Origin of the sequence: Kerstersia similis (assembly GCF_965139615.1) — a bacterium.
GTDB lineage: Bacteria > Pseudomonadota > Gammaproteobacteria > Burkholderiales > Burkholderiaceae_B > Kerstersia > Kerstersia similis.
Window position 1 is genome coordinate 38,804 of sequence record NZ_CBCSIQ010000009.1, and the last position, 17,720, is coordinate 56,523.

Genomic DNA, 17,720 nt, shown 5'->3' on the forward strand with positions numbered 1-17,720 from the left:
CGCGGCTGCTGCCGAGGTGCCGCCGCCGGCGTGCTGCCGGTTAGCGTCGCTCCAGCAGTACGCCGCTTTCCATATGATGCGTCCAGGGGAACTGGTCGAACAGCGCACATTGTGTGATGCGGTGCGTGTCGTGCAGCTGGGCGATGTTCTGCGCCAGGGTCTCGGGGTTGCAGGAGACGTACAGGATCCGTTCGAAACGGCGCGCCAGCTCACAGGTGTCAGGATCCATGCCGGCACGCGGCGGATCGACAAACAATGTGCCGAAGTCGTAGCTGCCCAGGTCGATATCCCTGAGCCGCTGGAATGGCCTTACCTGGTTGAGCGCCTGCGTGAATTCTTCCGCCGACAGCCGGGCAATGACCAGATTGCCGATGCCATTGGCTGCGATATTGGCCTGAGCTGCCGCCACCGAGGTCTTGCTGATTTCGGTCGCCAGGACGCGCCGAACCTGGGTGGCGAAAGGCAAGGTGAAGTTGCCGTTGCCGCAGTACAGTTCCAGCAAGTCATCATGCCGTTGCCCCAGCGCGTTGCATGCCCATTCGATCATCTTGATGTTGACCGTGCCATTGGGCTGGGTAAAGGCGCCTTCGGGTTGCTGGTAATGGAACTCCCGGCCCAGGATGCGCAGTGTTTCCGTGACATGATCCTTGCCAATCACACGACGCTGGCCGCGTGAACGCCCGATGAGGCTGATCCCCAGTCGGGCCGCCAGGGCGCTGGCCGTGTGTTCCCAGGCATCATCCAGTTTGCGGTGATAGCACAGCGTAACGAGCGCCTGGCCAGACAGAGTGGTGAGGAATTCCACCTGAAACAGGCGCTCACCCAGCACCGGGTCGGCATTCCATGCGGCTTCCAGTGGGGGCATGAGCGTATTGATGAGCTGGCTGGCGGGCGGGAACTGTTGCAGCAGGATGGGGGTGCGTTTGCCTTCGCCGGGCGCAAACATGGCGTAGTGGCGCAATTCGCCTTCGCGCCAAAGGTGAAATTCGGCGCGCAGGCGGTAGTGCTGGCGCGGTGAGTCATGTACCTCGGGTGCCGGGGCGTCAAACGGCGCCAGCAATTGTGTCAGGCGCGCGCGCTTGGCGTCGAGCTGGGTCTGGTATTCGGATTCTTGGTAGTTGTGCGACATGGTGCGGGCCTGGCGATGATCCGGCGGTATCGTAACCCAGCGCAGTAGGCATGGGTGTCGGGCGGATGGGCCTGTCCCGGCCGGAGCACGGGCGCGGCATCGCGCAGGTTTACAATCGCGCGGTTTCCGTGGCCATTGGGGGGTGCGGACAAGGCCCGGGTGCTGCAGGCGGCGGGCTGCCGGGATGATCATGATGAATGCAGAAACACGTGTTGGGCAGGTAGCGATCATAGGCGCCGGGCCGGCAGGCCTGATGGCCGCAGAACGCCTGTCCGCGCAGGGTGTGGCCGTGGATATCTACGAGGCCATGCCGTCGCCGGGCCGCAAGTTTCTGCTGGCGGGCCGCGGTGGCCTGAACCTGACGCACACGGAGGCCGCCGACGCATTTGTGCAACGCTATGGCGCCAGGACGGCAGAGCTTGGTGCCTGGCTGGCGCAGTTCGATGCGGCTGCGGTCAGGCAGTGGGCGGAAGGGCTGGGGGTGGAAACCTTTGCAGGATCATCCGGGCGGGTGTTTCCTGCCGGCATGAAAGCTGCGCCGCTGCTGCGCGCGTGGCTGGCGCGTCTGGCGGCACAAGGGGCGAGGCTGCATGTGCGGCATCGTTGGCTGGGCTGGGCCGGTGATGGCAGTTTGCGGTTTGCCACGCCGGAGGGCGAACGCACCATCACTGCTGAGGCCGTTATCCTGGCTTTGGGTGGCGCAAGCTGGCCGCGTATGGGGACGGATGGCAGCTGGGCAGGCTGCTTGCGTGAGCGCGGGATTGTCCTTGAGCCCTGGCAAGCGGCCAATGCGGGATTCCTGGTGGATTGGAGCACGCACTTTACAGAGCGCCACGCGGGCGAGCCCTTGAAAGATATCGCGCTGGCTGTTGCTGCTGCGACGGATACCGGCGCGGCTGAGGCAGCACTGAACTGGCGCCGTGGCGAGTGCATGGTGACGCGCTATGGCCTGGAAGGAGGGCTGATCTACGCTCATGGCGCGGCCTTGCGTCAGCAACTCGTGGAGCAGGGGCATGCACAGCTATGGCTGGACCTGCTGCCGCAGCGCCAGGCGGCATGGGTCGCAGCGGAAGTGGCGCGCCCGCGTGGGGCGCGTTCCTGGTCCTCGCACTTGCAAAGCCGGCTGGGCCTCAAGGGCGTGAAGATGGCTTTGCTGCGCGAATGCCTGCCTGCCGATGTGTTCATGAACGCTCAGGCATTGGCGGCGGCCATCAAGAGGTTGCCGGTGCGTCTGGCTGGCATGCGGCCGGTGGCGGAAGCCATCAGCAGCGCGGGCGGCGTCAGCTTCTCGGAAGTGGATGGCCATGGCCAGTTGCAGCGTCTGCCTGGTGTGTTCTGCGCCGGCGAAATGCTGGATTGGGAAGCGCCTACCGGAGGCTATCTATTGACCGCCTGCCTTGCCAGCGGCGTGGTTGCGGCCCAGGGGGTCAGCCGCTGGCTGCAGCGTTGAGCGGACACGGCGATCAGGAGGACGATCGGTGGCAGACGCTCCCATTTGGTACCAATAGCCTGGTCGGCACCAGGCAGGGGTGGGCCAGCTCGAAATAATAGGTCCGTATTAATGGATCCCTGTTGATCGTTCCGTGTGAATGGGCCAGCTTGGGGGAAACCTGATCCCGGGTTCGCCGGGATGGGAGGCTGGGGCGGGGATCGGGGTTGACCCTGATCGTCCCGTTCAAGGGCGGAAAATGATGGCGATCCCTGGCGGCGCTAGGTAGAATACGTACCAGGGTGTTAGCCGCGGCTTGCGGCGAGACAGGTAACACGCGCTGGTCGGGCCGCCACGCGGTGTGATTGCGTCCGTGATCTGTGTCCGAGATCGCGTGCGTGACCTTACCGGTGAGCCCTTGCCCGTGAATGCCCTTTTCTTCTCGCGCCCGTGTCCGGCGCGGCACTTCCTGCCATTCGACAGTACTGCCTTCAGCCGTACTGCCTTGTCGGGCCGTTACCATCCCGTATCCCCACGCTTGCCGCATCGGATTGCCCTGGCCGTCGCCAGCGGCAGCATGCCCGGGCGCGTGGTGGCGTTGACGCTGTCGTGTGCCGGGTTCTGGCGCGCGCGGCGCTTGCGGCCGCCTGATCTGCGCCGCTGATCTGTCTGCGGCACTTGCGCCGCCTGCGCATACCAACAACAAGAGACAACCCGCCCGGCCAGGCCGACCGATCGCGCTTTGGCGGGCATAGATTACGGATCATCCCCCATGCAGGTTTCAACTCTGGAAATCCTGGCGACGGCTTTGTTCGCCATCGCCATCATTCATACTTTCTCAGTGCCGGTATTTGCCCGGCTGGCGCACCGCAACGGCCCGCATGCCGGGTTGTGGCACATGTTCGCCGAGGTCGAGGCCGTTTTCGGCCTGTGGGCCTTTGCCTTTCTGGTCGGCATGGCGGCGCTGCAGGGCGCCGGTCCGATGATCGAATACATGGACACGCGCAACTTCACCGAGCCGCTGTTCGTGTTCGTCATCATGGTGGTGGCTTCCAGCCGGCCCATCATTGAACTGGTGGGTGTCGTGGTGCGTGCCCTGGCGCGCCTGCTGCCGGTGCCGCGTGAACTGGCGCTGTTCTTCGTCACCATGTCGGCCGTCCCCCTGGCCGGGTCGTTCATTACCGAGCCTGCCGCCATGACGCTGGCGGCGCTGTTGTTGCGCGACGCCTATTTCCGGCGTCCGGGCCAGGCCGGATTCAAGTACCTGACGCTGGGCGTGCTGTTCGTCAACGTCTCCATCGGCGGCGTCCTGACCTCCTATGCCGCGCCGCCCGTCCTGATGGTGGCTTCCACCTTCGGCTGGGATAGCGCTTTCATGGCGGCGCACTTCGGTTGGCGTGCCGCGCTGGCCGTGGTGATCAATGCCATTTTGCTGACCCTGGTCTGCCGCCGGGTGCTGCTGGCCGGGGAAGTGCAGGCCGGCAAGCAGGAGGCTGTGCAGGTGCCCTGGATATGCACGCTGGTGCATCTGGCTTTCCTCGTCTGCATTGTCGTGACGGCCCACCATCCTGCTGTGTTCCTGGGCCTCTTCCTGATGTTCATGGGCTATACGCAGGCCTACAAGCGTTTCCAGTCGCCGCTGATGCTCAAGGAAGGGCTGATGGTGGGCTTTTTCCTGGCTGGCCTGGTGGTGCTGGGCGGCATGCAGAAATGGTGGTTGCAGGATCTGCTGGGCGGCCTGTCGCCCCAGGTGCTGTTCTGGGGCGCGACGCTGCTCACGGCGGTAACGGACAATGCGGCCTTGACCTATCTGGGGTCGTTGGTGGATGGCACCTCTGATGCCTGGCGCTATATGCTGGTGGCAGGCGCCGTGACGGGCGGGGGGCTGACGGTCATCGCCAATGCCCCCAATCCGGCGGGCTATGCCATCCTCAAGCATGCGTTCCCGGATGGCAGCATTTCCGCCGGGCGCTTGCTGTTGTCCGCTTTGGTGCCGACAGCCGTGGCCGCAGCCATGTTCCTGTTGCCGGTCTGAAACTGGCAGGCCCGGCGTCAGGGCGGGCCTGCCAGGCGCTGCGCTTTGTCCTGAGATCATGCGCAATCCGACGTCGCCTGCAGGCCGGATGAGGGCGGCCGGCGCAGACTTGTCCATGTCTGTCACGGCCACCTGCCCAAAAGACGCTAAAATCGTGTTTTTCCGGCTGGCCTCTCCTTTGGGCGGGGGCTGGCGCCAGCGTGGCGGCGCCCAGGGTGCCGCATCATGCGCCCGGGCCTGCTGCGCATTTCGCCACGCCCGCCCCGGCGGACAGTCCGAACCACACACGTTCATACACGGAGTTTCCTCGCATGCGTACCTGCTACACCGGCCAGGTTTGTCGCGACCACCTCGGCCAGACCGTCACCTTGTACGGCTGGGTGCATCGTCGTCGTGATCACGGTGGCGTGATCTTCATCGACCTTCGCGACCGCGAGGGCCTGGCCCAGGTGGTGTTCGATCCCGATGGCGTCGAGTCCTTTGCCATTGCCGAGCGCCTGCGCAATGAGTTCTGCGTGCGAGTCTCCGGCCTGGTGCGCGCCCGCCCCGAAGGCACGGTCAATAAAGACCTGAAATCCGGCGAAATCGAAATCCTGTGCCGCGAGGTCGAAATCCTCAACGCCTCGGTGACGCCGCCGTTCCAGCTCGATGATGACAACCTGTCCGAAACGACCCGCCTGACGCACCGCGTGCTGGACCTGCGCCGCCCGCAGATGCAGCGCAACCTGATGCTGCGCTACCGCGTGTCCATCGAAGTGCGCAAGTACCTCGACAGCCTGGGCTTCATCGACATCGAAACCCCGATGCTGACCAAGAGCACGCCGGAAGGCGCGCGCGACTACCTGGTGCCCTCGCGTGTGAACGCCGGCCACTTCTTCGCGCTGCCGCAATCACCGCAGCTCTTCAAGCAGATGCTGATGGTGGCCGGTTTCGACCGTTACTATCAGATCACCAAGTGCTTCCGCGACGAAGACCTGCGCGCCGACCGCCAGCCTGAATTCACCCAGATCGACTGCGAAACCTCCTTCCTCGACGAAGTCGAGATTCGCGCGATCTTTGAAGGCATGATCCGCTCGGTCTTCAAGTCGGTGCAAGGCGTGGACCTGGCCGAAAGCTTCCCCACGATGACCTGGGACGAAGCCATGCGTCGCTATGGCTCGGACAAGCCCGACCTGCGCGTCAAGCTGGAATTCACCGATGTCACCGATGTGATGCGTGATGTGGATTTCAAGGTGTTCTCCGCTGCCGCCAACGCGCCGGGCAGCCGTGTCGTGGCACTGCGCGTGCCGGGCGGCGCGGCCCTGTCGCGCAGCGAAATCGACAGCTACACCCAGTTCGTCGGTATCTACGGCGCCAAGGGTCTGGCCTGGATCAAGGTCAATGAAGTGGCCAAGGGTCGCGAAGGCCTGCAGTCGCCCATCGTCAAAAACCTGCACGATGCCGCGCTGACCGAACTGGTCAAGCGCAGCGGTGCCCAGGATGGCGACATCATCTTCTTTGGCGCCGACCGCGCCAAGGTCGTGAACGACGCCATTGGCGGCTTGCGCGTCAAGATCGGCCACAGCGAATTCGGCCGCAACAACGGCCTGTTCGAAAGTGGCTGGAAGCCGCTGTGGGTAGTCGATTTCCCGATGTTCGAATACGACGAGGAAGACGATCGCTACGTGGCGGCCCACCATCCCTTCACCAGCCCCAAGGACGGCCACGAGAATTTGCTCGAAACCGATCCGGGCAAGGCGCTGGCCAAGGCCTACGACATGGTGCTGAACGGCTGGGAAATCGGTGGCGGTTCGGTGCGTATCCACCGTGCAGAAGTGCAGAGCAAGGTGTTCAGCGCACTCAAGATCGGCCCGGAAGAAGCCCGCGAGAAATTCGGCTTCCTGCTCGATGCGCTGCAGTATGGCGCGCCGCCCCATGGCGGCCTGGCGTTCGGCTTGGATCGCATCGTTACCATGATGACTGGCGCCGAGTCCATCCGTGATGTGATTGCCTTCCCCAAGACCCAGCGCGCCCAGTGTCTGCTGACGCAAGCACCGTCTGCGGTTGATGAAAAGCAGTTGCGTGAGCTTCATATCCGTCTGCGTCAGACAGAAGTGAAGTAAGCTGTCAGTCTCTATGAAGCCTCGGGAGGCGTGAGCATGTCAGTGATCCGGGTTGTCAGCTACAACATCCACAAAGGGCGTTCGGCGCTGGGCAGTCGGGAATCACTCTATGACTTGCGGCTGGGGTTGCATGGACTCAGTCCGGACCTGGTCTTCCTGCAGGAAGTCCAGGGCCGCAATGACCTGTCCGGGGTGCTCGATGCGCAGCACGAGTCTCTGGCGGCAGGCCTGGATCTGCAGGTCGCGTATGGGCGCAACGCCATCCGCGATCATTCCGAGCATGGCAACGCATTGTTGTCGCGCTATCCCATCATCGGCCACGAAAACCAGGATATCTCCGACCACAAGCTGGAGCAGCGCGGTTTGCTGCATGTGCGGGTGGAACTGGGCGGCCATGAAGTGCATTGTTTCGTGGTGCATCTGGGCCTGTTCGCTGGCAGTCGGGTGCGGCAGATACAGGCCTTGATGGAACGCATCAAGACCCAGGTGCCAGGCGATTCCCCGCTCCTGATCGCGGGTGATTTCAATGATTGGCAGAACAGCCTGTCGCCGCTGTTTGTCGAACAACTCGGTGTTTACGAAGTCTTTGCCAATGCGCCACGGGCGCAGGGCGTCGGCCTGCCGCGCTTGCGTGAATCGGTGCGCGCCATCAGCAATACGCTGCGGGGGCAGGGTCGGGGGCCTGACGGCGTGGAGCATCGCGTCAATCAGTTGGGCATGGGCAACTCCGCGCGCCTGACGCCGCCACCGCGTACGTTCCCCGCAGTGTTTCCCTGGTTCCGCCTGGATCGTATCTATCAGCGCGGCTTTGCTGTACGCAGCGCCAAGGTGTTGCGCGGGCAGCCCTGGGGAAAACTATCCGATCATTCGCCGATTCTGACGGAATTGGAACTGCCCTGAGTCGTGCAGGCGGGCCTGGTACGGGCCTGGCTGCCAGCCGCTGCCACAGTGGCGGCAGGGGGCGGGTGCCGGAGGCAGGACGTACGAGTGCAAAGCGGCCACTTGGCAGGGTCGAGACGCTGCGTTCTGCATGCAGCGTTTTTTTCGGTACACTGCAAGACATACCTGTTTTCAAATGTTGCCATGCTGGCTAGCGTGGTTGAATTCCTGTTTTTTGCCGCCGGGCCATGCCCGGGCCCGGACGCTGGTTGAGAGCGGCCTGCCTGGCGTGTGGTGAGGAGGCCTTTTTGCACGGCCGGAAACTGCATGAATCGTATTCTTCTAGTGCGCACATCGTCCCTGGGGGACATGATTCACGTGCTGCCGGTAGTTTCGGATATTCAGCGTCATTTCCCTGGCGCCACGATAGATTGGGTGGCGGAAGAGGCGTTTGCCGAGATCCCGGCCTGGCATCCGGGCGTCAATGAAGTGATCAAGGTGGCCCACAGGCGTTGGCGCAAGAACTGGTGGGCGCCTGAGGTCAAGGCAGAGCGCGAAGCCCTGCATGAGCGCCTGGGGCGGCATCACTACGATGTGGTGCTGGATATGCAGGGCATGCTCAAGACGGTCTGGGTCGTGCGCCAGACGCAAGGGCGGCGGCATGGCCTGGATTGGAAATCCGCGCGCGAGCCATTGGCGTCGCTGTTCTACGATGTGAAACATCGAATCGAGTTCTGGCAGCCCGGTGTATTGCGGCAGCGCCAGCTGGGTGCCAAGGCATTCGGCTATGGCCTGGAGGCCGCGCCGGATTTCGGTTTGTCGCGTTTTCTGGTCAAGCCTGAGCCACCGGCTTCGTTTGTCGAGGCCTACGAGCAGCGCGAAGCGCCCTATGCCGTGATCATGCCTTCGGCCAGCCGTCCGCAAAAGCGTTGGGCCGATGCCAATTGGCATCGGGTGTTTGCCCAGTTGCGTCAGGCCGGCCTGCAGCTGCGGGTGGTATCAGGCAGCAAGGCGGAGTTCGAATGGGCGCAGGCGCTGGTGCAGGGGGTGGAAGGCGTGACGGTTCTGCCTCGCATGGGCCTGACGGAAGTGGCGCAGCTGCAGGCTGGCGCCAGGGTGATGCTGGGCCTGGATACCGGCTTGACGCATTTGTCAGCCGCATTGGGACGCCCGACCATCGGAATCTATACGGATTCCACGCCCAGACGGGGTGGGCTGGTAGGCACTGCCTATACCGCCAGCCTGGGCGACAAAGGCCAGCCGCCGGATTATGAAGCGGTGCGGCGCGCCATCGAGCAAGCAATGGGGCCGGCAGTGAGCCTGCCGATTTAATCCGGAGATGTCATGAGCACGCGCCCAAGCGCAGGTCCAGGCCCACAGGCCGAAGGGCCGCGAGGCAATATTCATTCAGCGCCCCAGGTGCCCGTACAGCCCGATCAGGCCGATGCCGCCACGAAGGTTGCGCCGGTTGTGGAAGCCGGCACGGTCAGTCCGGACAAGCCGGCGCCTGCGGCTGCCGGCGCGGCAGCACAGCCGCGGGACGGCCGCTTGCCCGATGCGCCGCAAGGCTCGGAAACCAGTGTGGAGTGCCTGGCTCGTCTGGCCTACAGCCTGTTGCTGTATCTGTTGGCCCCGCTGGTCTGGCTGATGCTGGCGCGGCGCGGCCGCCGCGCTGGCGGTCGCTGGGAAGTCCTGGGGGCTGCGCGCTTCGGCTGGTATCGTGGCCAGCCTGCGCCGGCGCGCACGGGTGCGCAGTGGGTGCATGCCGTCAGTGTCGGTGAAACGCGGGCAGCACAACCGTTGATACAGCAGATACTGGATGCCGGCCATCCAGTGTTGCTCACGCATATGACGGCAACCGGTCGGGCCGAAGGGGAGCGCCTGTTTGCGGCTGCCATCGCTTCGGGGCAGTTGCAGCAAACCTGGGTGCCTTATGATTTCCTGGGCGCGACACGCCGTTTTCTGGCCTATCACCAGCCGGCCCAGGGGATTCTGATCGAACGGGAAATCTGGCCGAACCTGTTGGCAGCGGCGCGTCGGCAAGGGGTATCCATGGCATTGGCCAGTGCCCGTTTTTCCGGCAAGTCCCTGCGCCAGGCGCGCCGGTTCGCCTGGTTGATCCGTCCTGCCTTGCGAGGGCTGGCCCCGGTGCTGGCGCAGACGCAAGCCGACGCCGGGCGCCTGGCGCTGGCAGGCGCCAGGAATGTGCAGGTGGTGGGAAATCTCAAGTTCGATCAGCAGGTGCCGCCACGCCAGTTGCAGGCAGGCCGGGGATGGCGTATCCGCCTGGGGCGGCCGGTCATTCTGATCGCCAGCACTAGGGAAGGCGAGGACGTACTGATGGCGCAGGCGATAGCCGCCTTGCGGCGCACCCATCTGCAGGCGGCGGACTGTCTGTTTGTCCTGGTGCCTCGGCATCCTCAGCGTTTCGATTCGGCGGCTGCCATTCTGGCGGAGCGGGAGTTGCCCTATTTGCGGCGCAGCGCCAGCGAAGAAGTTCCCTTGCCGGGATTGGAGACGGCGGTGCTGCTGGGAGACTCCATGGGAGAACTGCCGTTTTTCTATGCCGCGGCAGATGTGGCGATCGTCGCGGGCAGTTTCGAGCCCATGGGGGGGCATAACCTGATCGAAGCCTGTTTGGCGGGCGCGCCTGTTATCGTGGGCACGCATACCTTCAATTTCAAGGATGCGGTGGAAGACGCACTGGCCTGTGGCGCCTGTCTGCGGGCAGGGGATGCCGACGCGGCCGTACGCCTGGCCTGGGATCTGGTCTGTAACGACGCGCGCCGTACCGCCATGGCGGCCCGTGCGCGGCACTGGGCCGATAGTCATACCGGCGCCACGGGGCGCATGATGGCCGCACTGGGGCTGGCGCGCTGAGCAGGCGGGGCGTAACGCCCCTTGCGGTTGTTGATTGGCCTTCGGGGGGCGATCAGTCCGCCGTCTGCGGGGTGGCCGGGAGGCAGGCGTGGCCGGCCAGATAGGCCAGGCCGTCCAGCACGGCATGCGGAACGGCTTGAGGCACGATGGGCGCCAGGCCGGCCAGCTGGGCCAGGTCTTGTAATAGTTTTTCCACTTCGCCGGCCAACTGGGGCCAGTTGCCACCTGAGACGAACAGCTGAGGGGTGGCGCGGCAGTGCTCGCGCAGCGTCAGCCATTGGCGCAGGACCGCACCTGCCTGCGCCGCTGCCATGCCGCTGGAAATCGCATCATGGGTATTGGTGGGGAAAGGGCGCAGATCGCCTGAGGCCAGCGGTAGCTGGGCTGTCCCCTGGGCCAGACTGCGCCGCATCATGGCTGCGCCGGGCAGGATCAGGCCGCCGAGAAACCTGCCATCCGGGTGGATGGCATCAATGGTGGTGGCCGTGCCGAAGGTGGCGAGCAACAGGGGCGCGCCGCTCTGGCGGTGTTTGTGCCAGATGCCCAGCAGGGCCGCCCAGCGGTCGGCGCCCAATTGTTCCGGCGTGTCATAGCCGTTTTGCAGCCCGAGCGCGCTGGCGGTGGGCTTGAGCCATGCCAGGGTGCAGGCGGCGTCGGCCAGGGTGGCCGTCAGGCGTTGCCCCAGGGCCGTGCCGGCCACATTGACGCCGCAGGCTTGCCGGAACGGCGCTTGCTGCGCCGCCAGCCAGCCGGGCAGGACGGTGGGAATATCTTCGTGGGCCAGTGACAGCACATCCCTGGCCCGGCCGTCGGGCGCGCTCCAGGCGGCGAGCTTGATCCGGGTGTTGCCGGCATCTATCAATAATTTCATGCCTGAGCCCTGACGGAAATCTCACCGACGGTAATGGCGGTGACGCCCTGATCGTGGCGGACCTGCAGACGGCCCAGGTCGTCCAGCCCCGAGGCGGTTCCCGCAAGCAGCAGGCGGCCATCTTCCAGGACATTGATCGGGCGTTGCGCCAGGGCATCCATGCTGGCGTGGCGCGCCAGGAACGGCTGGAAGCCTTCGGTGGCATGCAAGCGTATGGCGTTTTGCCAGGCGCGCGCGATATCCGCCGCGAGCGTGCTTGCCATGTTCAGCCAATCCTGGGAACAGGTTGGCACGGAACCTATGACCTGGCCCCAATCCGCGACGGCACGGCAGAAATGCTGGCTGATGGCGGCGGCGTCGCGCAGGTTCAGGCCCATGCCCATCACGACGATGCGTTGCCCGGTGGCCGGCTGGCGGGTGGTTTCCACCAGAATGCCGGCCAGCTTGGCGTCGCCGTATTGCAGGTCGTTGGGCCATTTCATCAGCACCTGGCCGGCATTGTCACCTGCGTGGCGCCGCAGCGCTTCGCAGGCGGCAATGCCGGCAACCAGGGACAGGCTGGGCAGCAGGGCGGGCGCGGCCGTGGTCTCGAACGCACAGGACAGCATCAGTGCTGCGCCAGGCGCAGCATTCCAGGGGCGACCGGCGCGGCCGCGGCCCTGTACCTGCAAATGCGCGCCCAGCAGCCAGGGCAGGGCGGGCGCCTGCGCTTCGCGGGCTTGCATCATCAGGTCGGCGTTGGTCGAGCCGGTCTCCTCGACCCAGCGCAGCATGCCGAAGTCAGCCAGCCTGGGGGCCAGTTGAGATTGCAGCGTTGCGGCGGCAGGCAGGGAAAAGAGGGCGGTGGGCATACTCATGGCGGCGATTTTATAGGAATTGTCTGCGGCCGCCTGCTGGGCGGGCGAAAGCGGCGCCTGGCAGCCTGCCCGGCCTGTATGTCGCGCGGCTGCGCCGGTATGATCTGGCCTGTATGGATTCCCATTGGCGGGAACAGGAGGACGAACCATGGCAGCAAGGACGGAAACCGTCATATTCGAAGGCGAGGCCGGGCGCATAGATTGCGCACTGGATTGGCCGGATGGCGAGGTGCGGGGTTGGGCGCTGGTGTTGCATCCGCATCCTCTGCATGGCGGTGCGCGCGGCAATAAGGTGGTGACGACGATGGCGCGTGCGGCGAACCAGCGCGGGCTGGTGGCCGTACGCCCGGATTTTCGCGGGGTGGGGCAGTCGGAAGGCAGTTTCGATCATGCCCGTGGCGAAACGCGCGACATGATCGCGCTGGTTGAACAGTTCCATGAGCGCTATCCGGAGGCCGCTGCCGGCGCCTGGGCGCTGGGCGGGTTTTCTTTCGGCACGGCGGTGGCAGCGCATGTCTATGATGCCTTTGCACAGCGCGAGCGCATGCCGGATGCTTTGCTGCTGGCCGGTCCGGCAGTGGCGCGTTTTCCCCTGGAAGGGCAGGAACAGCCGCGCCGGGTGCCGCTGGACCGGACTTTGCTGGTGCATGGCGAAGTGGACGATGTCGTGCCCTTGGCGGAAGTGTTCGATTGGCTGCGGCCCGAGGGCGTGCCGGTGATGGTGGTGCCGGGTGCGGGGCATTTCTTTCACGGGCACTTGATTACCCTGCGCAGCCTGGCGGAAGCGCATATTGCCCGCTTGTGCGGCTGAAACGGCAGGGCGCCGGAACTTTGCCCGGTATTGTCGGGTCACACGCCAAGTGTGCAATATCCCTGCTACATCCGCTCTATACCTGAGCTACGCCTGCGGTTGCTGTGTCGTTACAGAGGGTTTCCGCCGTTTGCTTTCTTGCGCTGGCGGGAAGGTGAGACAATAACCGCTTCCACCCTGAACCCCATCCGGGGCGGGTATTTACAGGCCGTTGGCCTGGTGCCTGGCGCCGGATTCGTTTTTCCGTGTTTTATCCATGACAGCTGCTTTTCACAAGAAATCCCCATGGCGTCCCGTGCGGCGTACCCTGGTGACGCTGGCGCTGGCCGCTGCGCCACTGCTGGCCACGGCCCAGACCACTGCGGCACAGGCGCCCGGCGCCCCGGCGGCAGTGGCCGAGCTGTCGTCCATTCCTGCGCCGGTGATCGCCGCGCGCGCCTGGATCACCATTGACGTGACCAGCGGCCAGGTCTTGGCTGCGTCACAGCCCGACATGCAGGTCGAGCCCGCATCGCTGACCAAGGTCATGACGGCCTATCTGGCCTTTGCTGCGCTGGATGAAAAGCGCGTGACGCCTGAGCAACAGGTCGCGGTATCGCAACAGGCCTGGAAAACCGGCGGTTCGCGCATGTTCATCGAACCGCGCAAGCCGGTGACCTTCAACGAATTGTTGCAGGGCATGATCGTTCAGTCCGGCAATGATGCTTCTGTCGCCATTGCCGAAACCGTGGCGGGCAGCGAAACGGTATTCGCTGACCTGATGAACAAGGAAGCGCAGCGCCTGGGCATGAATGCCAGCCATTTCATGAACGCCACCGGCCTGCCCAACCCGCAGCACATTACGACGGTGCGGGATCTGGCAACGCTGGCGACGGCGCTGATCCGTGACTATCCCCAGTATTTCGGCTTCTACAAACAGCGCGAATTCACCTACAACAACATCACGCAGCCCAATCGCAACCGCCTGCTGTGGGCCGATCCGTCGGTCGATGGCATGAAAACGGGGTTCACGGATGCTGCTGGTTACTGCCTGATCGCCACCGCCATGCGTGGCGACCGCCGCATTCTGACCGTCGTGGTGGGAACGGACAGCGATGCCGCCCGTGCCGAGGAAAGCCTGAAGCTGCTCAACTGGAGCTTCCAGAACTTCGATACCGTGAAGGTGTTTGCCGACGACAGCGCTAACCTGGTGGTGCCGGTGCGCGAAGGCAAGGAAGATACGGTGCAGCTGGGGACGGCAGAGCCGCTGTGGCTGTCGGTGCCGCGTGGCCGCGCCCAGGACGTCAAACCTGTTGCCGCGCGTCCGGATCCCTTGCTGGCACCGCTGCATGTGGGCCAGGAAATCGGTACCGTTTCGCTGTCGCTGGACGACAAGGTGCTGACGACTGCGCCGCTGGTGGTCAAGCAGGACGTTGAACGTGCCGGCTTCTTTGGTCGTATGGTCGATAACGTCAAGTCCTGGTTCGACTGAGTCAGCCAGTGACGGCAGGTGCGGGCAGGAAGGGGCCCGCGCCGCTGTTTACCGGAGGCCGAGGCGGCCGTGCTGCTTTGATATTCCGGTATCCCCTGCGAGGCCGCGGCAGTTTGCCGCGGCCCGTTTCCGTTGGCGCGGCAGGAAAGGCCGCGAGGAGTAGCGATGATTCCTGGCATGGCAGCCGATACCCTGGCTTATTTGAACGGCGCGTACCTGCCTGTCGGGGAAGCGAAGATTTCCGTCCTGGACCGAGGCTTCATTTTTGGCGATGGCATCTATGAAGTGGTGCCCGCTTACCGTGGCCGCCCGTTCCGGATGGACGAACATCTGGCGCGTCTGGCCCGCAGCCTCGCGGCGATCCGGCTGGAACTGCCTATGGGCATGGAAGGGGTGCGTGAGATCGTCCACACCCTGATCGCCCGTCAGCCAGCTGAAAATTGCATTGTGTACCTGCAAGTGACGCGTGGCGTGGCGCGTCGCGACCATCCATTCCCGGTGCCCGCACCGGCGCCGACCGTCTTTGCCATGGCCACCCCGTTCAAGCGGCCCGATGCCGCAACGCGGGAGCGCGGGCTGGCGGTGGTCAGCATTACCGACGAGCGCTGGCTGCACTGCGATATCAAGTCGATTTCTCTGTTGGGCAATGTCCTGGCCAAGCAGGCCGCAGTGGATGCCGGGGTGGACGAAGTGCTGCAGTATCGCGATGGCTTGCTGACGGAGGCCTCCTCGTGCAATGCCTGGGTGGTGCGTGATGGCACCTTGCTGGCGCCGCCGCTGGGGCCACGGTTGCTGGAAGGCATACGCTATGGGCTGATGGTCGAGCTGGCGCAGGAAGCCGGGATTGCCTTCGAGGCCCGCGATCTCACGCGGGCAGAAGTGGAGGCCGCCGACGAGTTGCTGCTGACGTCCGCCAGCAAGGAAGTTCTGCCCGTCCTGCAGCGTGACGGCGTGGCCGTGGGCGCAGGCACGCCCGGCCCGGTATTCCGCCGCTTGGCGCAGGCGTATGATGCCCGTATCGAGGCTTTGATGGCGCAAGCGCCGGTTCAAGCCGATTGAAATTATTTTGGAGCCGTAGTCATGACGACCCCGCAGCAACCTGCTCTTGAATTCCCGCTGGATTTTCCCATCAAGGTGATGGGCCGCCAGCACCCTGAACTGGAAGACCTGCTGAGCGCAGTCGTGCTTGAGCATGCCCCCGATTTTGACCCTGCGACGGTAGAGAAGCGCGCCAGCAGCGGGGGCAATTACGTCGGGCTGACCTTCACCGTACGGGCGAACTCGCGTGAGCAGCTCGACAATCTGTACCGCGCCCTGCACGGGCATCCCATGGTGGTCTATCTGCTGTGATGCACGAAGTCGCGGCAGCATCGGCAGCGCCTTCAGGGGCTGGCGGCCTCGTCGTCCCCGAATGCATGACGCGGCGCCTGCCCGGTCCGGTAGCGTATCTTCCGGTCTGGGAGGCCATGCGCAGTTATACCGACATGCGCGATGCCGGCTCCCCTGACGAAATCTGGCTGACCGAACACGAGCCGGTCTATACGCTGGGGCAGGCCGGCAAGCCGGAGCATTTGTTGTGTCCTGGCGACATTCCGGTGGTGCAGTGCGACCGGGGCGGGCAGGTTACTTACCACGGCCCCGGGCAGTTGATGGCCTATGTGTTGTTCGACCTGCGTCGCGCGGGCATTCATGTGCGGGACTATGTTTACCGGCTGGAACAGGGGGTGCTGGATGTCCTGGCGCGCTGGGGCGTTTCAGACGCTTGCCGGCAGGCAGGGGCGCCGGGTATTTATGTGCCGCTGGATGGCCAGCCGCCGTTGCCAGCCTTGCCAGGCCAGCCCGCAGCCAATGTGGGCAAGGTGGCAGCGCTGGGCGTGAAGATACGCAATGGCAGGGCGTATCACGGTGTATCTTTGAATCTGGCGATGGACCTGGCGCCTTTCGAGCGTATCAACCCTTGTGGCTACGCCGGATTGCGTACCGTGGATCTGGCGCATTTCGGGGTTCGGCGCGAGATCCAGGCAGCGGGCGATGAACTGGCCCTCAGCCTGTGGCAGAGCTTGCATGCATGACACCCGGCGCCGGGGCGGCCGCTGGCGGGAATGGCCTTATAATCTTGTGTAACGATCCCCGGGGCTGGTATCGCCGGCCAGGGGTAGTAAACTGGCGATATTCCTCTTTCTTCCTGCGCGGTGCGGCCATTTGCTTGCTGCACTGCAAAAGATCCGACGCATGAGCCAATCCGCAGAAACCGTCAACACCGCCGTGCCGGCTGCCGCTGGTGCAGCGCAGCCGGTGTACGACCCCACCCAGAAACAGAAGTCGCAGGCCAAGACGGCACGTATCCCTATCAAGATCGTGCCTGTCGAGCGGCTCAAAAAGCCGGAGTGGATCCGCGTCAAGGCGGCGACGCCCGGTTCGCGCTTCTATGAAATCAAGAAGATCCTGCGTGAACACAATCTGTTCACGGTCTGTGAAGAAGCCTCCTGCCCGAATATCGGCGAGTGCTTTGGCAAGGGCACGGCGACCTTCATGATCATGGGCGACAAATGCACCCGGCGCTGCCCGTTCTGTGATGTCGGCCATGGCCGCCCCGATCCGCTGGACGTCAATGAACCGCTGAACCTGGCGCGTTCCATCGCCGCCATGAAGCTCTCCTACGTGGTCATCACCTCGGTGGACCGCGATGACCTGCGCGATGGCGGTGCTGCGCACTTTGTCGAGTGCATCCAGCGTATCCGTGAGCTGTCGCCCAATACGCGCATCGAAGTGCTGGTGCCGGATTTCCGTGGCCGCCTGGAGCGCGCGCTGGATATCTTCGATATCGCGCCGCCGGATGTCATGAACCACAATCTGGAAACCGTGCCGCGCCTGTACCGCCAGTCGCGCCCGGGCTCCGACTACATGCACTCGCTCAAGCTGCTGGCCCAGTTCAAGGAACGCCAGCCGCACATCCCGACCAAGTCCGGCCTGATGCTGGGCCTGGGGGAAACCGACGAGGAAATCCTGCAGGTCATGCGTGACATGCGTGAGCACAACGTCGATATGCTGACCATCGGCCAGTATTTGCAGCCTTCCGAGCATCACCTGCCGGTATTGCGCTATGTGCATCCGGATGTCTTCGCCATGTTCGAGCGCGAGGCGTATGACATGGGCTTCAGCCATGCTGCCGTCGGCGCCATGGTTCGTTCTTCCTACCATGCCGACCAGCAGGCGAATGCTGCTGGCGTGAATTGATGACTTCCTGTCGCTCCTG

General features: G+C 64.3%; 16 protein-coding genes. 13 read left to right on the forward strand and 3 right to left on the reverse strand.

The genetic code is table 11. The features are described from left to right. Nucleotides 1-40: 40 nt before the first annotated feature. The gene (gene trmA / locus ACNA1V_RS07615; protein WP_415832993.1) at nt 41-1,129 is read right to left on the reverse strand and encodes a tRNA (uridine(54)-C5)-methyltransferase TrmA; all 1,089 of its coding nucleotides are present in this window, start codon (nt 1,127-1,129) and stop codon (nt 41-43) included. Nucleotides 1,130-1,319: 190 nt separating this feature from the next. Between trmA and ACNA1V_RS07620 the strand changes: the two genes are divergently transcribed. From ACNA1V_RS07620 to ACNA1V_RS07650, 7 genes are all read left to right on the forward strand, one after another. After that, the gene (locus tag ACNA1V_RS07620) at nt 1,320-2,579 is read left to right on the forward strand and encodes a TIGR03862 family flavoprotein (RefSeq protein ID WP_415832994.1); all 1,260 of its coding nucleotides are present in this window, start codon (nt 1,320-1,322) and stop codon (nt 2,577-2,579) included. Nucleotides 2,580-2,952: 373 nt separating this feature from the next. Then, nucleotides 2,953-3,222: a hypothetical protein gene (locus ACNA1V_RS07625; protein WP_415832995.1), complete on the forward strand. Its 270-nt coding sequence runs from the start codon at nt 2,953-2,955 to the stop codon at nt 3,220-3,222. A 108-nt stretch (nt 3,223-3,330) separates the two neighbouring features. Continuing rightward, nucleotides 3,331-4,593, forward strand: coding sequence for a putative Na+/H+ antiporter (locus tag ACNA1V_RS07630; RefSeq protein WP_415832996.1), 1,263 nt, complete (start codon nt 3,331-3,333; stop codon nt 4,591-4,593). Nucleotides 4,594-4,904: 311 nt separating this feature from the next. Beyond that, the gene (aspS, locus tag ACNA1V_RS07635; protein ID WP_415832997.1) at nt 4,905-6,695 is read left to right on the forward strand and encodes an aspartate--tRNA ligase; all 1,791 of its coding nucleotides are present in this window, start codon (nt 4,905-4,907) and stop codon (nt 6,693-6,695) included. 36 nt (nt 6,696-6,731) lie between these two features. Beyond that, nucleotides 6,732-7,595: an endonuclease/exonuclease/phosphatase family protein gene (locus ACNA1V_RS07640; RefSeq protein ID WP_415832998.1), complete on the forward strand. Its 864-nt coding sequence runs from the start codon at nt 6,732-6,734 to the stop codon at nt 7,593-7,595. Between the two features lie 306 nt (nt 7,596-7,901). Then, nucleotides 7,902-8,906, forward strand: coding sequence for a lipopolysaccharide heptosyltransferase I (gene waaC, locus ACNA1V_RS07645; RefSeq protein ID WP_415832999.1), 1,005 nt, complete (start codon nt 7,902-7,904; stop codon nt 8,904-8,906). 258 nt (nt 8,907-9,164) lie between these two features. Beyond that, complete coding sequence (locus ACNA1V_RS07650) at nt 9,165-10,454, forward strand: 3-deoxy-D-manno-octulosonic acid transferase (RefSeq protein WP_415833073.1); 1,290 nt, start codon at nt 9,165-9,167, stop codon at nt 10,452-10,454. Between the two features lie 52 nt (nt 10,455-10,506). Here ACNA1V_RS07650 and ACNA1V_RS07655 read toward each other — a convergent pair whose 3' ends face one another. Further along, on the reverse strand, nt 10,507-11,325 hold the full coding sequence (locus tag ACNA1V_RS07655) for a type III pantothenate kinase (RefSeq protein WP_415833000.1): 819 nt from the start codon (nt 11,323-11,325) through the stop codon (nt 10,507-10,509). Continuing rightward, complete coding sequence (locus ACNA1V_RS07660) at nt 11,322-12,182, reverse strand: biotin--[acetyl-CoA-carboxylase] ligase (RefSeq protein ID WP_415833001.1); 861 nt, start codon at nt 12,180-12,182, stop codon at nt 11,322-11,324. Before ACNA1V_RS07660 ends, ACNA1V_RS07655 begins: the two co-directional genes overlap by 4 nt. A 148-nt stretch (nt 12,183-12,330) precedes the next feature. On the opposite strand from ACNA1V_RS07660, the gene ACNA1V_RS07665 reads away from it, so the two are divergent. The 6 genes from ACNA1V_RS07665 (at nt 12,331) to lipA (ending at nt 17,701) form a co-directional block, all read left to right on the forward strand. Next, nucleotides 12,331-12,993 (forward strand): alpha/beta hydrolase, encoded by a 663-nt coding sequence (locus ACNA1V_RS07665; protein WP_415833002.1) that lies wholly within the window; start codon nt 12,331-12,333, stop codon nt 12,991-12,993. Between the two features lie 256 nt (nt 12,994-13,249). Then, nucleotides 13,250-14,464: a D-alanyl-D-alanine carboxypeptidase family protein gene (locus ACNA1V_RS07670; RefSeq protein WP_415833003.1), complete on the forward strand. Its 1,215-nt coding sequence runs from the start codon at nt 13,250-13,252 to the stop codon at nt 14,462-14,464. A gap of 165 nt (nt 14,465-14,629) precedes the next feature. Continuing rightward, the gene (locus ACNA1V_RS07675) at nt 14,630-15,523 is read left to right on the forward strand and encodes a D-amino acid aminotransferase (protein WP_415833004.1); all 894 of its coding nucleotides are present in this window, start codon (nt 14,630-14,632) and stop codon (nt 15,521-15,523) included. 21 nt (nt 15,524-15,544) lie between these two features. Beyond that, the gene (locus tag ACNA1V_RS07680) at nt 15,545-15,814 is read left to right on the forward strand and encodes a DUF493 family protein (protein WP_415833006.1); all 270 of its coding nucleotides are present in this window, start codon (nt 15,545-15,547) and stop codon (nt 15,812-15,814) included. 65 nt (nt 15,815-15,879) lie between these two features. Next, nucleotides 15,880-16,536 (forward strand): lipoyl(octanoyl) transferase LipB, encoded by a 657-nt coding sequence (gene lipB, locus ACNA1V_RS07685; protein ID WP_415833074.1) that lies wholly within the window; start codon nt 15,880-15,882, stop codon nt 16,534-16,536. Between the two features lie 160 nt (nt 16,537-16,696). Then, nucleotides 16,697-17,701: a lipoyl synthase gene (lipA, locus tag ACNA1V_RS07690; protein WP_415833008.1), complete on the forward strand. Its 1,005-nt coding sequence runs from the start codon at nt 16,697-16,699 to the stop codon at nt 17,699-17,701. Nucleotides 17,702-17,720 lie beyond the last annotated feature (19 nt).

What these genes read in the sequence shown, in the direction of transcription:
- ACNA1V_RS07620 (WP_415832994.1), top strand. Translation starts at nt 1,320, where the DNA reads ATGATGAATGCAGAAACACGTGTTGGGCAGGTAGCGATCATAGGCGCC.
- ACNA1V_RS07630 (WP_415832996.1), top strand. Translation starts at nt 3,331, where the DNA reads ATGCAGGTTTCAACTCTGGAAATCCTGGCGACGGCTTTGTTCGCCATC.
- lipA (WP_415833008.1), top strand. Translation starts at nt 16,697, where the DNA reads ATGAGCCAATCCGCAGAAACCGTCAACACCGCCGTGCCGGCTGCCGCT.
- ACNA1V_RS07670 (WP_415833003.1), top strand. Translation starts at nt 13,250, where the DNA reads ATGACAGCTGCTTTTCACAAGAAATCCCCATGGCGTCCCGTGCGGCGT.
- ACNA1V_RS07640 (WP_415832998.1), top strand. Translation starts at nt 6,732, where the DNA reads ATGTCAGTGATCCGGGTTGTCAGCTACAACATCCACAAAGGGCGTTCG.
- ACNA1V_RS07675 (WP_415833004.1), top strand. Translation starts at nt 14,630, where the DNA reads ATGATTCCTGGCATGGCAGCCGATACCCTGGCTTATTTGAACGGCGCG.
- lipB (WP_415833074.1), top strand. Translation starts at nt 15,880, where the DNA reads ATGACGCGGCGCCTGCCCGGTCCGGTAGCGTATCTTCCGGTCTGGGAG.
- ACNA1V_RS07660 (WP_415833001.1), bottom strand. Translation starts at nt 12,182, where the DNA reads ATGAGTATGCCCACCGCCCTCTTTTCCCTGCCTGCCGCCGCAACGCTG.
- ACNA1V_RS07655 (WP_415833000.1), bottom strand. Translation starts at nt 11,325, where the DNA reads ATGAAATTATTGATAGATGCCGGCAACACCCGGATCAAGCTCGCCGCC.
- ACNA1V_RS07665 (WP_415833002.1), top strand. Translation starts at nt 12,331, where the DNA reads ATGGCAGCAAGGACGGAAACCGTCATATTCGAAGGCGAGGCCGGGCGC.
- waaC (WP_415832999.1), top strand. Translation starts at nt 7,902, where the DNA reads ATGAATCGTATTCTTCTAGTGCGCACATCGTCCCTGGGGGACATGATT.
- aspS (WP_415832997.1), top strand. Translation starts at nt 4,905, where the DNA reads ATGCGTACCTGCTACACCGGCCAGGTTTGTCGCGACCACCTCGGCCAG.
- ACNA1V_RS07680 (WP_415833006.1), top strand. Translation starts at nt 15,545, where the DNA reads ATGACGACCCCGCAGCAACCTGCTCTTGAATTCCCGCTGGATTTTCCC.
- trmA (WP_415832993.1), bottom strand. Translation starts at nt 1,129, where the DNA reads ATGTCGCACAACTACCAAGAATCCGAATACCAGACCCAGCTCGACGCC.